This is a genomic window from Methylocaldum sp. MU1018 (assembly GCF_053646775.1).
Window position 1 is genome coordinate 3,987,111 of the sequence record NZ_CM132195.1, and the last position, 12,934, is coordinate 4,000,044.

16 protein-coding genes are annotated in these 12,934 nt (G+C 58.8%); 3 read left to right on the forward strand and 13 right to left on the reverse strand.

Features of this window, described 5'->3' with window-relative positions; genetic code table 11:
- The first annotated feature begins 149 nt into the window (after nt 1–149).
- Nucleotides 150–1,232: a tryptophan 2,3-dioxygenase family protein gene (locus ACWJKU_RS18325; RefSeq protein ID WP_454144677.1), complete on the forward strand. Its 1,083-nt coding sequence runs from the start codon at nt 150–152 to the stop codon at nt 1,230–1,232.
- A 61-nt stretch (nt 1,233–1,293) separates the two neighbouring features.
- On the opposite strand, the gene ACWJKU_RS18330 is transcribed toward ACWJKU_RS18325, so the two are convergent.
- On the reverse strand, nt 1,294–1,539 hold the full coding sequence (locus ACWJKU_RS18330) for a hypothetical protein (RefSeq protein ID WP_454144679.1): 246 nt from the start codon (nt 1,537–1,539) through the stop codon (nt 1,294–1,296).
- Nucleotides 1,540–1,980: 441 nt separating this feature from the next.
- Here ACWJKU_RS18330 and ACWJKU_RS18335 point away from each other — a divergent pair, with 441 nt between their 5' ends.
- Nucleotides 1,981–2,616: a class I SAM-dependent methyltransferase gene (locus ACWJKU_RS18335; RefSeq protein WP_454144681.1), complete on the forward strand. Its 636-nt coding sequence runs from the start codon at nt 1,981–1,983 to the stop codon at nt 2,614–2,616.
- Between the two features lie 104 nt (nt 2,617–2,720).
- Here ACWJKU_RS18335 and rpoH read toward each other — a convergent pair whose 3' ends face one another.
- The 4 genes from rpoH to arsS all read right to left on the reverse strand — a co-directional run bounded on the left by rpoH (nt 2,721) and on the right by arsS (nt 6,354).
- The gene (rpoH, locus tag ACWJKU_RS18340) at nt 2,721–3,575 is read right to left on the reverse strand and encodes an RNA polymerase sigma factor RpoH (RefSeq protein ID WP_454144685.1); all 855 of its coding nucleotides are present in this window, start codon (nt 3,573–3,575) and stop codon (nt 2,721–2,723) included.
- An 83-nt stretch (nt 3,576–3,658) separates the two neighbouring features.
- Nucleotides 3,659–4,660, reverse strand: coding sequence for a permease-like cell division protein FtsX (ftsX, locus tag ACWJKU_RS18345; protein WP_454144687.1), 1,002 nt, complete (start codon nt 4,658–4,660; stop codon nt 3,659–3,661).
- A gap of 9 nt (nt 4,661–4,669) precedes the next feature.
- Nucleotides 4,670–5,329 carry a cell division ATP-binding protein FtsE gene (gene ftsE / locus ACWJKU_RS18350; RefSeq protein ID WP_454144689.1) on the reverse strand — a complete coding sequence of 220 codons (660 nt, stop codon included), beginning with the start codon at nt 5,327–5,329 and terminating at the stop codon, nt 4,670–4,672.
- A 59-nt stretch (nt 5,330–5,388) separates the two neighbouring features.
- Nucleotides 5,389–6,354: an arsenosugar biosynthesis radical SAM (seleno)protein ArsS gene (gene arsS, locus ACWJKU_RS18355; RefSeq protein WP_454144691.1), complete on the reverse strand. Its 966-nt coding sequence runs from the start codon at nt 6,352–6,354 to the stop codon at nt 5,389–5,391.
- 197 nt (nt 6,355–6,551) lie between these two features.
- On the opposite strand from arsS, the gene ACWJKU_RS18360 reads away from it, so the two are divergent.
- Entirely contained in the window at nt 6,552–7,061 is a 510-nt protein-coding gene (locus ACWJKU_RS18360; protein ID WP_454144693.1) for a superoxide dismutase family protein, read from the forward strand.
- Nucleotides 7,062–7,236: 175 nt separating this feature from the next.
- On the opposite strand, the gene ACWJKU_RS18365 is transcribed toward ACWJKU_RS18360, so the two are convergent.
- The 8 genes from ACWJKU_RS18365 to ACWJKU_RS18400 all read right to left on the reverse strand — a co-directional run bounded on the left by ACWJKU_RS18365 (nt 7,237) and on the right by ACWJKU_RS18400 (nt 12,879).
- Nucleotides 7,237–8,532, reverse strand: coding sequence for a dihydroorotase (locus ACWJKU_RS18365; protein WP_454144695.1), 1,296 nt, complete (start codon nt 8,530–8,532; stop codon nt 7,237–7,239).
- On the reverse strand, nt 8,529–9,524 hold the full coding sequence (locus tag ACWJKU_RS18370; protein ID WP_454144697.1) for an aspartate carbamoyltransferase catalytic subunit: 996 nt from the start codon (nt 9,522–9,524) through the stop codon (nt 8,529–8,531). The genes ACWJKU_RS18365 and ACWJKU_RS18370 overlap by 4 nt, the downstream gene beginning before the upstream one ends.
- On the reverse strand, nt 9,521–10,039 hold the full coding sequence (pyrR, locus tag ACWJKU_RS18375) for a bifunctional pyr operon transcriptional regulator/uracil phosphoribosyltransferase PyrR (protein WP_454144699.1): 519 nt from the start codon (nt 10,037–10,039) through the stop codon (nt 9,521–9,523). The genes ACWJKU_RS18370 and pyrR overlap by 4 nt, the downstream gene beginning before the upstream one ends.
- The gene (gene ruvX, locus ACWJKU_RS18380) at nt 10,032–10,502 is read right to left on the reverse strand and encodes a Holliday junction resolvase RuvX (RefSeq protein WP_454144701.1); all 471 of its coding nucleotides are present in this window, start codon (nt 10,500–10,502) and stop codon (nt 10,032–10,034) included. The genes pyrR and ruvX overlap by 8 nt, the downstream gene beginning before the upstream one ends.
- Before the next feature lie 3 nt (nt 10,503–10,505).
- Nucleotides 10,506–11,072 (reverse strand): YqgE/AlgH family protein, encoded by a 567-nt coding sequence (locus ACWJKU_RS18385; RefSeq protein WP_454144703.1) that lies wholly within the window; start codon nt 11,070–11,072, stop codon nt 10,506–10,508.
- A 155-nt stretch (nt 11,073–11,227) separates the two neighbouring features.
- Entirely contained in the window at nt 11,228–11,974 is a 747-nt protein-coding gene (locus ACWJKU_RS18390) for a phosphate/phosphite/phosphonate ABC transporter substrate-binding protein (protein ID WP_454144705.1), read from the reverse strand.
- A 28-nt stretch (nt 11,975–12,002) separates the two neighbouring features.
- Entirely contained in the window at nt 12,003–12,476 is a 474-nt protein-coding gene (locus ACWJKU_RS18395) for a PAS domain-containing protein (RefSeq protein WP_454144707.1), read from the reverse strand.
- Between the two features lie 40 nt (nt 12,477–12,516).
- Nucleotides 12,517–12,879 carry a roadblock/LC7 domain-containing protein gene (locus ACWJKU_RS18400; protein WP_454144709.1) on the reverse strand — a complete coding sequence of 121 codons (363 nt, stop codon included), beginning with the start codon at nt 12,877–12,879 and terminating at the stop codon, nt 12,517–12,519.
- Between the last annotated feature and the right edge of the window lie 55 nt (nt 12,880–12,934).

Genomic DNA, 12,934 nt, shown 5'->3' on the forward strand with positions numbered 1-12,934 from the left:
GAGATTTTTTTAGGATCAATACTGGCTTGCGGCTTCGAAGACGCCTCGCGGCCATCTCCGAAGGTCCGGATATCGACGGCTGAAACAAACGGGTCGCCGACTGGCGAGCGACGAGTTGGTTCCAATCAAGATTCCAGGGAAGGTGTTTCATGATGCGAGAACCTACGGACGAGTTCCATTATTCCGATTATTTGCGGCTCGATGCGCTTCTTAATGCCCAATTTCCGGAAAGCAGGCGGAATGATCGAGAAGTCCATGACGAGACTTTGTTCATCATCGCGCATCAGGTTCGCGAACTGTGGTTCAAGGAAATCCTGCATGAGCTGAAATCTGTGCTCGAGTTGTTCTCGTCGCTTCCCCTGGAAGGGCAGAAAATCGGCCTGATCGCCACCCGTCTCGGCCGCCTGATCGCAATTCAGAAAAGCGTCAATCGCCAGGCCGAGGTGCTCGAAACGATCTCGCCGCTCGATTTTCTCGACTTCCGCGACGATCTGTTTTCCGGCTCGCTATTCAGGAGCCGCCAGTTTCGCGAGATTGAGCTTCGTCTTGGTCTGGCTGCGCGGGTTCCTCCGGAATCGTTCAATCGCTTTCGCCCCGAAGAAGGCGAAGCTCTTCGCAAGGCAGCCGAAGAAAAAAGTTTGTTCGAGGCGGTCGATGACTGGCTTGCGGGCATGCCTTTCCGAAGCGCCGAGGCCTCCGAGTTTTGGCCGAGCTATCGCCTCATCGTTCACGACATGCTGCAAAAGGACTATCGATGGGTGCAGAGCAGCCGTCGGCTGTCCGGATGGGAACGTCAAGGCCGGCTCGCCAAGCTGGAGAATGCCCGTTACCGGTTCGATGCTTTGTTCAAGCCGGAAGAATATGAATTGTTGCGGGACGAGGGATTGTTCCAGTTCCGCCAGACGGCCGTGCTAGCGGCCCTGTTCTTCCTGCTTTATCGGGACGAACCTGTCCTGCAAGTTCCTTTTCGCATCGTCAAGCGGTTGATGGATGTCGACGAGCAATTGATCGCTTGGCGTATCGAACAGGCCTTGTTCGAACAACGCATGTTGGGAAGCAAAGTCGGGCCCGGAAGCCGTATCGGCTCCGATCATGTCTGTGAAATGATGGAAGAGAAAAGAATTTTCAAGGACTTGTCCACGCTCGTGACGTTTCTGGTGCCGCGTTCGTCTTTGCCGGTATTGCCGCAAAAACTTAAACAAAGCCTCGATGCGCATTTGAACCGCCGATAAATCGGATAGCGACGGCCGCCGACTGAAGTGCTCTCGTTCGTTTCCTAAAAGAAATTCGAAGCTAAGCGAAGTAGCTGCGTACGGCGGCTTCGATCAGGTTCCACGGCATGATGAACGGTTTTTTGGAAATCCGGATACACAATGTGTCGCCGCTGATCTGGTAATGGCCCTCGATTCCCTTGCCGGCAAAGCGTCCCTCCTCTTCATTGCCGATGAAATGAACGCCGTTGTCGCGCGCCGCTTCTTTTGCCCTGGCAACGATCTCGTTTGCCGATTGGTTTAACTTGACCTGTACGAGTTTGCTCATGATTGGATCGTTCCACGCTGCAATGAAATTTCAGAAGGCGATATTAAATGTTTCAATCCGCGGCCGGCCTCATCGGTCGGACGAGAATCCGCCGGCGGATCGACCTCCCCGTGAACGGAGGCGACCGGAAGGATAACGATGCACCCCATCGTCGTCCAGATTCGGCAATTCCCCCTGAAGAGGGAGGTTAAGACCAGCAAGGTGTTCTGATGAACTCGCAGAGCCCGGCACGAGCCTTGCCGCGAAGCGGCGATCGATGGAGCCACCTCAAAATCGATCGGATTCCCATGTTCCGGGTTAACCTTTATCATCACATTGACGCAGAGAGTGATGTTGAAGTTTCAATCCTGCATCAACTGTGGGGTGCCGGGCGAAAACTTTCTGGAATGACAATAAGAAGTCTCGTCAATAACGCTATCGGACGGGAGGAGAAGAAACACAATGCAGTTGGAATATATCCTGAAATCATACGCACGCTATGCGCCGGTTTACGATCAGACGTTTGGTTGGATGCTGAGTTTCCGCGGCCGTTCGATGGCGGCCGGCGTCACCAACAAACGGCCCGGCAAGATACTGGAAGTCGGCGTCGGCACGGGGATCAGCCTTTCCTACTATCGCAAGGAGCACGAAGTGCATGGTATCGACATTTCTCCCGACATGCTGGAGAGGGCCCAGCAACGGGTTGCGAGAGGGAAGCTTACCCACGTTTCCAGTCTTCGCATCATGGATGCCCGAGAGCTGGAATTTTCCGACGATGCCTTCGATGCCGTGGTGGCGGCCTATGTGATGTCGGTGGTTCCCAATCCGGAAAAAGTGATCCGGGAAATCGAGCGGGTCTGCAAACCCGGCGGTGATGTGATCATCGTGAATCATTTTGCGGCGGAAAAGGGCTTCAGGCGGAATATCGAAAAGTTCCTGGCGCCGCTGTCCAACAAATTGGGCTGGCGTCCCGACATGCCGGTTCAGGAGATTCTAGGAAATACCTCCCTGCGCGAGGTCAAGCGGCACACGCTACCGCCGCTCGGCATGTTCACCATGCTGCATCTTCGGAAAGACCCCGATCAGATGCTGCAATGAGACACCGGAGCCGTTTGCTCCGGCGAACGGAGCGGCGATATAAAAAAGGTGACTTTGGGTCACCTTTTTTTGTGGCTTCGGCAAGCTCGAAAACCGGCCGACGCTCAAGTTTCGGCCAGAGAGTTTCTCAGCTTTTTCATGGCGGTATTTTCCAGTTGGCGGATCCGCTCGGCAGATACCTGATAGCGCGCGGCCAGATCGTGCAAGGTGAGCTTTTCTTCGCTCAGCCAGCGGCTCGTGACGATGTCGCGGCTGCGCTCGTCCAGTTGCTCGATGGCGGCGACCAGCCGTTGCTGCTTGTGCTGTCCCCAGTCGTTGTCTTCCAGTAAATCCGCCGGGTCGGCGTTTTCTTGCCGGAGGTAATGGATCGGCGCCGACGTTTCTTTTTCGTCGCCGTCGCTATCGGCGGGTTCGAACGCGACATCCGGGTTGTTCAAACGGTTTTCCATTTCATAAACGGCGGCGACATCCACGCCCAGTTCGTTGGCCAGAATATGCGCCTCATCGCGGCTCAGCCATCCCAGGTGGTTCTTGAATTTGCGCAGATTGAAGAATAATTTGCGCTGTGCCTTGGTGGTGGCGATTTTAACGATGCGCCAGTTTTGAATGATGAATTCGTGGATTTCCGCCCTGATCCAATAAACCGCAAAGGAAACCAGCCGGACGCCCACGGCGGGATCGTAACGCTTTACGGCTTTCATGAGGCCGATGTTTCCTTCCTGGATCAGATCGGGCAGCGGCAAACCGTAGCCCAGATATCCCCGGGCGATGTGGACGACGAAACGCAGATTGCCGAGCACCAACTGTCGAGCCGCTTCCAGGTCGTTATGCTCCCGAAAGCGTACGGCCAGCGCGCGCTCTTCATCGGCGCTATAACGCGGCATCACGTTTACCGCAGAGACATATTCTTCGATGGAGCCGAGCGAGAGATTAACCGGCAGCGTTAATGCGTTGCTCATAAGTGTCCTCGGTTTTAATACCTGTTCTAGGTTAGCACTCAATAATGGAGAGTGCTAATAGTATGTCTGGAAAAACGCCGCGATCAAGTGGGATCGAGTTCTCGTAAATGATAGGAAACGACTATCCAGGCTCCGACTATTCCCAATAAGACTGACGCTCCAATCAGGAGTTCGGTTTCCGACAGACTGAGAAACGAGAGGGTATACGGGCTGCCGTAGAGCTCCGCCAGGCGCCTGGAGGGGCCGCGGAGAAAGAGCAGGAAGAAGCCGACCAGCAGCCAGGCGAGAGATCCGCCCAAGAAACCGTACCAGAAGCCGGCATACAGGAAAGGACGGCGGATGAAGCGGTCGGTGGCGCCGATGAGTTTGGCCACCACGATTTCCTCGCGGCGATTTTGCAGTTCGAGGCGGATAGTATTGCCGACGATGAACAACACGCCAAGGCTCAACAGCACGCTGAACACGGCCACGCTACGTTGGGCGATCGTCAGGATGGCGTGCAGCTTGTACATCCATTCGGTGTCGAGCTGAACGAAATCGGTCTCCGGCAGCGATCGCAATTCGGCGAGCAGTTTTTCCACATCCTCGGGACGGGTCAGCGAGTCCTTCGGTTTGATGCCGACGACCGCCGGCAGGGGATTGAAATCCAGCGCCCGAAGCGCATCGCCGAATCCGCTGTAGGTTCTCAGTTCCTGTAATCCCGCTTCCTTGGTAATCAGTTCGGCTACCGCGATCTGCGGATGTTTTTTGAGTTTTTCCGCAACCTTGCCGCCGGTTTCATTGGTTAAATCCGGTTTCAGGAACAGGGAAATCTGGTTCGTCGCTTCAAGGGTCGAGCTGGCCTGCCGGGCATTCTTGATGAAAACGTGAAAACTTGCCGGTATGGTCAGGGCGATGGCGATCACCAGCACCGTCATGATGCTGGCGAGAGGGGTTCGGCGCAGGCGAACGAAGCTGGATTTGAGGGTTTCGACTTGCAAGTCGACGTAGGATCGCAGCCAGTTTGCGGGCCCGCTGGCGGCGCGCCTGGCATGAACCGCGTTCGTGCCGCGTCTCCGCCGGGATTTCCGACTGGTTCTTGTCATCGGCACGTTTCAGCCGCCTTCGACCAATTGGCCTTGGTGTAGCTTGAGCGTTCGGCAGCCGAACTGCGAAATCAGGTCGAGATTATGGCTCGCGATCAAGAGCGTGACGCCGACCTGGTTGAATTCCTTGAATAAATCCATGATCTCAGCCGACAAGCCGGGGTCCAAATTGCCGGTGGGTTCGTCGGCCAGGATCAAGGCGGGTTTGTGCACGATGGCTCGGGCGATGCCGACCCGCTGCTGTTCGCCCCCGGACAATGCCAGAGGATATCGCTTTTCCTTGCGAAGCAGACCGACCTTGTCGAGAGCCGCGCGAACCCGACGCGCGGTTTCCTGCTGGCTGTAGCCGGCAATGAGCAGGGGCAGGGCCACGTTGTCGAAGACGGTGCGGTCGTGCAGCAAGCGGTAATCCTGGAAAATCAACCCAAGCTTGCGGCGCAGATAAGGCACATCGCGCTTCGAAATCCGGTTTATCGGCTTCCCGTCGAAATGAATCTGCCCGCGGTTCGGCCGTTCGATAACCGGGACCAGCTTGAGCAAGGTGCTCTTCCCGGCCCCCGAGTGTCCGGTCAGGAAGGCCATCTCGCCCTTCTCCAGCCGAAAGCAGATGTCCGACAAGACTTCTCCGCTATCCGAATAGCGTTTGCTGACGTTGATGAATTGCAGCATGGGAGAACGGGCGGATTAAGACAGGGCGATCCCGCGGAAAGGCAGGCGAAGGCGTCTGCTCACGATCGTAACGCTCCGCCGCAACTGCTGCCGGCCCCCGCGGTACAGCCATAGCAATGATCGGCCACGGCGATCGGCCGTCCCTCCAGGGGCAGGGACAGGGCTTCGCGCAAGTGGAGGCGCGGCTTCACGCCGGCGCCCAGCGGCAGGCCGAGCATCTGGTTGAAATCGCAATCGTACACGTAACCTTGCCAATCGACGCTGATCAGGCTCCGGCACATGACCTCTTCAAGGTTCTTCGAATTGTGGCCGTTTCTCAACAAAGTCATATACTCGTCGAACCTCCCCTGAGTCATGAGTGTGCTGCCGAAACGCCGGACGGGCATGTTGGCAAGGGTATACAGTCGGTTGAAAAGAATGCCGTAGCGGTTCTTCAGCTCGAGCTTATAGGCATTTTCCAACTCGATTTGCGGCGGCGGCAAAGTCGGCCCTTGAGGATTGTAGACCAGATTCAGAATCAGACCCGAATCGGGCCGGCCATATCCGAGACGATTCAGTCCGCGTAAAGCCCTGAGGCTCGCGTCGAATACGCCTTTGCCGCGTTGGGCGTCCACATTCTCTTCGAGGTAACACGGCAGAGAAGCAACGACTTCGACACGGTGCTCGGCGAGAAATCCGGCCAGGTCCTCATAGCCGGGTTCTTCCAGGATCGTCAGGTTGCAGCGGTCGATGACCTTGATCCCCAGCTTGCCGGCGGACTCCACCAAATACCGGAAGTGCGAATTCATCTCGGGCGCTCCGCCGGTCAGATCGAGCGCGGTTACGCCGGATGCCCGAACGAACTCGACGACCAGGCGCGCCGTCTCGGCGTCCATCGCCTCGGTGCGTTTCGGGCTGGCGTTGACATGGCAGTGCAAGCATTGCTGGTTGCAGCGATAGCCCAGATTGACCTGGAGCGTCTCCAGGCGTTTCCGGACGATGCGGGGAAAATCGGTATCGAGCAGCAAGGATAACGTGTCGTGCATGGCTCAAAGTGCGTTCTGTAATCGGCATACGCCGGTCGATCCTCGGGAGAGTACCGCTTTCGGCCGCGGCTTGGCAAAGGCCGGAAAAGATCGCTTTGAATTATGTCAAATGATGACGCCGGGTTACGGCGCCGGCGAACTTCGGCTTACAATCTGCCGGCCGATAAAATTTCAAGCAAAAAATACGGGAGGTCCCGATGCACAGATTCGGATGGCTGGCCGCCGGCGCGGCGATGTTGTTTGGCGTCTCGGCGCATGCCGAAGAGATCAAGGTGGAGATCAATAAAATCGATCAGACCGGAATCGCGGAGCCCCTCGGCGTTATCGTCGCAACGGATGCGGCAGCCGGATTGACGCTTGCGCCGGATCTGAAAGGCCTGTCTCCCGGGCCGCACGGCTTTCATGTCCACGAATTTCCCGACTGCGGCACCAAGGCGAAAGACGGGAAACCGGTCGCGGGATTGGCCGCCGGCAACCATTTCGATCCGAACGGCACCGGAAAGCACGCGGGCCCGGCCGGCGACGGCCATGCCGGAGACTTGCCGGTCTTGAACGTGGCTCCCGACGGAACGGCCGGGCAGGCCGTCGTTACCGACCGCTTGCGCGTGGCCGATCTGCGGGGACGTTCGCTGATGATTCACGCGGAGAACGATAACTACGCCGATAAGCCGGGCGGCGCCCGCATAGCGTGCGGCGTGGTGAAGTAAAGGGTTCTTTACGGTTTAAGGAAGCTCTGAACAAATGGATTCCGCCCATGATTCGACAGGCCTGTTCTGAGCCGAGTCGAAGGGCTCACCATGAACGGAATCGATACGCTACCGTTCGTCCTGAGCCTGTCGAAGGACTTAACCAGAGCTTCCTCAACGAAGCCGGCGCCGCGCCTCAACGTGCAGTCGAGCGGAGTTCGAAAACCGTCCGGCCGCCCAAAAGCGTATGGGTTACGCGGCCTTTGACGGTTTTTCCCCAGTAAGGGGTATTCCGGCCGCTGCTTTGCCAGGTCGAGCGGTCGACCGTCCAGGTCGACGCCGGATCGAAGATGCAGATATCGGCCGGCGCGCCGACGCTCAGGGTGCCGGCTTCGATGCCCATGACGGCCACGGGGCCTCGGGTCAGCAGAGCGATGGCCTGTTGCAGGGAAAGGATGCCCTGATCGACCAGATCCAGAGTCAAGGGCAGCAGCATTTCCAACGAAGCCATGCCGGGTTCGGTGGACGGAAAGGCGTTCAGCTTGGCATCGGGTTCGTGCGGTTGGTGATCCGAACAAATCGCCGCGATCACGCCGCTTTCGAGCGCCGCACGCAAGGCGTCCCGGTCGGCGGAGCTGCGTAGCGGAGGCCTAACGTGGCACGTCGCGTCGAATCCCTCGATATCCGTTTCGGTCAGATGCAGTTGGTGAACCGCGACATCGGCGCTTACGAGCGCGCCTTTTTCCCGAGCCCTGGCAATCATCCGTGCGGCGCGGGCGCAGCTCAACTGCGCGAAATGAACTCGAGCCTCGGTATGTTCGATCAACGCCAAAACCTGCGCGATGGCCACCGTTTCGGCCGAGTCCGGTATGCCCGGCAGGCCGAGCCGGGTAGCGGTCGGCCCTTCATGGACGCAGCCCCGGTCGGCGAGCCAGGGATCTTCCGGGCGGATGACGACGAGGAGATCGTGACTCGCCGCGTATTCGAGCGCGCGGCGCAACACCAGAGTATTCGCCATCGGCGCATGGGCATTGCTGACCGCGACGCAGCCGGCGCGCTTCAATGCGCTCATTTCGCTCAAGTCCTTTCCTTTCAGGCCGCGCGTCAGGGCGCCTATGGGCAAAACCCGAGCCTTGCCGATGCGGTGGGCTTTTTCCCGGATCAGGTTGGCCACGGCGGGCGTGTCGATGACCGGATCGGTATCGGGCGGGCAGCACAAGGTGGTGATGCCGGCGGCGGCAGCGGCGGCGCTTTCGCCGGCGATAGTCGCTTTATGCTCGTAGCCGGGTTCTCGTAAACGCGCGCAAAGATCGACCAATCCCGGACATACGATCCGTCCTTCGGCAGAAATCACCCGATCCGGCGTGAATCCGTCCGGCGCCGCGCCCAGCGACGCCACACGCCCTTCGGCCAGGTAAAGGTCGTGTTTCCCGTCGATGCCGTTCGACGGATCGATGACATGTCCGCCACGGATGGCGATGCGCTCGGTCATGCTGTTCTTTCTCCGGGCGAAGTTTCGAGATCGGGGCGCATCGCCATCGATAGAATCGCCATGCGAACGGCAATCCCGTGGTCAACTTGTTGGAGTATGACGGAATGCGGCCCGTCGGCCACTTGCGAATCGATTTCCACGCCCCGGTTGATGGGACCCGGATGCATCACGATGACGTCCGGCTTGGCGCGCGCCAGCCGTTTTTCGGTGAGTCCGAAGCGGGCGAAATATTCGTGTTCGCTCGGGATGAACGCCCCGCTCATGCGTTCCTTCTGTAGGCGCAGCATGATGACGACGTCGACGTCTTCCAGTCCTTCTTCCAGATCATGGAAGGTGGCGACGCCCAAAGTCTCGACCGCCGCCGGCAGCAGGGTCTTGGGGCCGATCACGCGGACTTCCGCGGCGCCCAGGGTGTTCAGCGCGCGAATCTCGGAGCGGGCGACGCGGGAATGCAGGATGTCGCCGACGATCGCCACTTTCAGGTTGGCGAAATCGCTTTTGTGCTTGCGGATGGTGAATACGTCCAGCATGGCCTGGGTCGGATGGGCGTGCCGGCCGTCTCCGCCGTTGATGACGCTGATGTGGGGTGCTACGTGGCGGGCGATGAAATGGGCCGCGCCGCTTTCCGCGTGCCGCACCACGAACATGTCGACGTGCATGGCCTCCAAGTTGCGGATCGTGTCCAGCAGGCTTTCGCCCTTGGATGTGGCGGACGTGGCGATGTTCAGATTGAGCACGTCGGCCGACAGCCGTTTGGCGGCCAGCTCGAAAGTCGTGCGCGTGCGCGTGCTGTTTTCGAAGAACAGATTGACCACGGTCTTGCCGCGCAGCAGCGGCACTTTCTTGACGGTTTGCTCGGTCACGCTGGCGAAGGATTCCGCCGTGTCCATGATCTTGACCAGCAAGTCGCGGCTCAAACCCTCTATCGTCAGAAAGTGCTTCAGCCGTCCGGCGGCGTCCAGTTGAAGATTGTCGGCCCGAGTCGGATTCATGGTTGTGGAGAAAGGGAATGGATACGCAGCTCCAACGGGCTCGGCCCGCTGAGCGTGATGCGCTGATCGGCGGCAAGGGTGATGCGGCTTCCCGTGCAATCCGGCCGAATCGGAATTTGCCGCCCGTCGCGCTCGATCAGGACGCCCAGCAAGACCTGGGCGGGCCGGCCGTAGTCGAAGATCTCGTTGAGTGCGGCGCGAACGGTTCGGCCGGTGTAGAACACGTCGTCGATCAGCAGTATGTTCCGGCCCTCGACGCGGAACGGCAGCATGCTCGGATTGACCTGGGGATGCATGCCGGTCTGTGAAAAGTCGTCGCGATAAAACGAGATGTTCAGGAGTCCCAAAGGATCGGTCAGGCCGAGCCGGGCGTGCAGGCGGTCGGCGATCCAGGCCCCGCCGGTGTGAATGCCGATCATCGCGGGATCGGAGAAGTCGCGCCGCGCCATTTCCTCGCGCAAGGCGGCTTCCAGACGGTCGAGCAGCGGGTCCACGGGCACAACGGTATCAGGCATTCCCAACGTTCCGTTCCGTCGTGTGCGCCAGCCATGTCTGGAGAATCAACTGGGCGGCCATTTCGTCCTTGACGTCGGCGAAGTGCGTCGATCGCTTGGGGCGCTTGCGGTAAAAAATCTCGCGCGATTCCCGGGTCGATAAGGTTTCGTCCATCGTATGGACCGGCAGATGATAACGATTTTCCAATTGGCGGCAGAAATTCAAAATGGGCTGAACGATTGGATTTTCTTCGCCCTCCGGGTTGTAAGGAAAACCCACCACGAAGCCCGACGGCCGCCAGGTCTGAACCAGGCGCGACACCGCGTCCCACACGGCTTTCCGGCTGGTCACACGGATCGTTTCGAGAGCCGTGGCGGTGCCGGTGACGCGTTGTCCTATGGCTACGCCGATGTTTTTCTCTCCGAAATCGAAGCCGAGATAAGTGGATTCGTTCGTCTCTTGCCGCACCGGGTCGAAATTCATGAACTAGCCGTGCCCCGCTTGGGAGGTCAGAAGTGAAATATCCACGCCCATCAGTTCGGCGGCGGCTTTCCAGCGATGGGCCGGTGCATGATCGAACAGGATGGAATCGTCGGCCGGGGCGTTCAGCCAGGAGTTCTCGACGATTTCCCGTTCCAGTTGTCCCTTTCCCCAACCGGCATAGCCGAGCGCCACCAGGATTTTTTGCGGACCCTCGCCGATGCTGAGGGCTTCCAGGATGTCGCGGGATGTGGTGAGGGAGATGGAGTTCGACACGCGCAGAGTGGAATTCCAGTTGCCGCCCGCTTCGTGCAGAACGAAGCCGCGCTCGGCTTGCACCGGACCGCCGAAGTAGACCGGAATTTGGCTTATGGAGGACTCGCGGATGTCGATGTCCATTTGCTGCATCACGTCGCCCAGGGTCAGTTCGGACGGGCGGTTGATGATGATGCCCAATGCCCCTTCCGGGCTGTGCTGGCACAGGTAGGTGACGGTGCGGGCGAAAAAGGGGTCCGTCATCCCGGGCATGGCGATCAGAAAGTTGTTGGTGAGGTTCGCGATCGCTTCAATCATGATCATAGTATCCGGGTAGACCGGCGGGGCTGCAAGTCGGTTCACGGAAAAACCCGAATTTCTTGCAGTGTGCGGATCAGAGGCTTGCGCGATCGGGCGGAGCGGCGCCGTTCGGGAATCCGGCCGGGCCGGCGGCGCGGCCAACGGCTCCGGGATCAGGTCGCAAAAGTGTCCATCAGATCGATCATGAATTCCATTTCTTCGTCCTCGACTTTTTCCCAGCGGGATATTTTCAGCGCCGCGAGAACGCTCTTGCCTTTGTCGTTTTCGGACATGGCCAGCAGCGCATCGAGCAACCGCTCGCGGCGGTCCGCAAGTCTCGGGCTTATCATCAGCGCGTGATGGATGACCTGAATCTGGCTGCTGACCAGCGCTCTGAGCTGTTTGCGTATGACCGAGGACAGATCGTTGAACGCTTCCGCGAGAAAAATGCCGGCATCGCAGTGGCCTTTGAGCAGTTCCTTGGCGACCAAGACGTACGAGTCGCAGATTTCGGTCTCGATCGACGATGCATCGAGGTCGGCCGGTTCCAGCATGATCATGCCCATCATGTGTACGTCGGGGTCTTCGGTGGTCGCCAGCTTGATCGAACCCGGCAGGTCTTCCACCCGATGAAAAGGCCGTTCGGCGCTCACCGCGATGATCGTCTCGTCCGCCTTGCCTTCGGGTTTGACCAGGGGCTTGAAGCCTTTTTCCCGCACCAGCATCGCAGCGTCGTAAGGGTTGGCGTAGATCAGGTCGATCCGGTCGGACTCGATCGCTTCGCGCTGACTGTGGAAATCGTCGTAAAGCTGCAAATGGAACGCTTCGTCCAGGGCTTTTTGCAGCCAGGTATTGAAAATGAACCAGCCGGACAGGTGTTCGGGGGTGAAATCCGGGCTTACGGTGAAGGTATGGGGCATGGCGGTGGTCCTCGCGGAGCCGGGACGGCTAAAACAGTGTGGGATAGAGTCGCATGCATTCGGCGATTTTCTGTCGGGACGGCTTGCGCCGGACCGAGGTGTACCCGATCACCTGGGCGTTCCGGATGTTCGGGATGACGGTGGCCTTGACCCAGTAGAAACCGCCGTCCTTGCGCAGATTTTTGACATAGCCCTGCCATTTTTCGCCGCGTCGTACGGTTTCCCACAGATCCTTGAAAGCCGCCGGCGGCATGTCGGGGTGCCGCAGAATGCAGTGTGGCGCACCGACCAATTCTTCTCGGGGATAACCCGCCATTTCGACGAAGGACTGGTTGACATGGGTGATGATGCCGGCCGGATCGGTGCGCGAAACGATCAAACGCCCGTCCGGATAGGGCGATTCGATATCGGTGACCAGAACTTTCCGGCGAGTCCCGTCGAAGTGGACGAGAGTGTGCTCGCGATAGGCTCCTACGATGTCTTCAGGCTTCATGTCTTGCATGACGGCCTCCTGAAAAAGCGGTTGATCGGGCGGGCGCGGATCAGATCAGGTCGGCCACGCTTTCGGCGGCCCGTTTTACGTCGAGAAAGATCAGGCCCAGTTTGGCGTTGGGTTTGGCCATCACGGTCAGCACCGCTTCCTTGCCGGCATAGGTCATCAGCACGTATCCCCTGTCGCCTTTGATGAGCACCTGTTCGAGAGTGCCGCGAGACAGTTCCTGGGCGGTCCGGTCGCCCAGAGACAGCATGGCCGCGCTCATGGCGCCGACCCGATCTTCGTCCAGGTTTTGGGGCAATACCGCCGCCATCATCAAGCCGTCCGTCGAAATGACGCCGGAAGCCTCGATATCGGGCGATGTGCCGTTCAACTCACTGAGGATGGTAGTCAACATTTTTGCGCGCATAACTGAACCTCGCTAGCGATTTCGGATTGGATTGATTCGAGTACATTTCTGATTT

Bases quoted from the DNA above. Each gene is read 5' to 3' on its own strand.
- pyrR (WP_454144699.1), bottom strand. From the start codon at position 10,039: ATGCCTGATACCGTTGTGCCCGTGGACCCGCTGCTCGACCGTCTGGAA.
- arsS (WP_454144691.1), bottom strand. From the start codon at position 6,354: ATGCACGACACGTTATCCTTGCTGCTCGATACCGATTTTCCCCGCATC.
- ACWJKU_RS18370 (WP_454144697.1), bottom strand. From the start codon at position 9,524: ATGAATCCGACTCGGGCCGACAATCTTCAACTGGACGCCGCCGGACGG.
- ACWJKU_RS18395 (WP_454144707.1), bottom strand. From the start codon at position 12,476: ATGCAAGACATGAAGCCTGAAGACATCGTAGGAGCCTATCGCGAGCAC.
- ACWJKU_RS18335 (WP_454144681.1), top strand. From the start codon at position 1,981: ATGCAGTTGGAATATATCCTGAAATCATACGCACGCTATGCGCCGGTT.
- ACWJKU_RS18365 (WP_454144695.1), bottom strand. From the start codon at position 8,532: ATGACCGAGCGCATCGCCATCCGTGGCGGACATGTCATCGATCCGTCG.
- ACWJKU_RS18385 (WP_454144703.1), bottom strand. From the start codon at position 11,072: ATGATTGAAGCGATCGCGAACCTCACCAACAACTTTCTGATCGCCATG.
- ruvX (WP_454144701.1), bottom strand. From the start codon at position 10,502: ATGAATTTCGACCCGGTGCGGCAAGAGACGAACGAATCCACTTATCTC.
- ACWJKU_RS18400 (WP_454144709.1), bottom strand. From the start codon at position 12,879: ATGCGCGCAAAAATGTTGACTACCATCCTCAGTGAGTTGAACGGCACA.
- ftsE (WP_454144689.1), bottom strand. From the start codon at position 5,329: ATGCTGCAATTCATCAACGTCAGCAAACGCTATTCGGATAGCGGAGAA.
- ACWJKU_RS18360 (WP_454144693.1), top strand. From the start codon at position 6,552: ATGCACAGATTCGGATGGCTGGCCGCCGGCGCGGCGATGTTGTTTGGC.
- ftsX (WP_454144687.1), bottom strand. From the start codon at position 4,660: ATGACAAGAACCAGTCGGAAATCCCGGCGGAGACGCGGCACGAACGCG.
- ACWJKU_RS18390 (WP_454144705.1), bottom strand. From the start codon at position 11,974: ATGCCCCATACCTTCACCGTAAGCCCGGATTTCACCCCCGAACACCTG.
- ACWJKU_RS18325 (WP_454144677.1), top strand. From the start codon at position 150: ATGATGCGAGAACCTACGGACGAGTTCCATTATTCCGATTATTTGCGG.
- ACWJKU_RS18330 (WP_454144679.1), bottom strand. From the start codon at position 1,539: ATGAGCAAACTCGTACAGGTCAAGTTAAACCAATCGGCAAACGAGATC.
- rpoH (WP_454144685.1), bottom strand. From the start codon at position 3,575: ATGAGCAACGCATTAACGCTGCCGGTTAATCTCTCGCTCGGCTCCATC.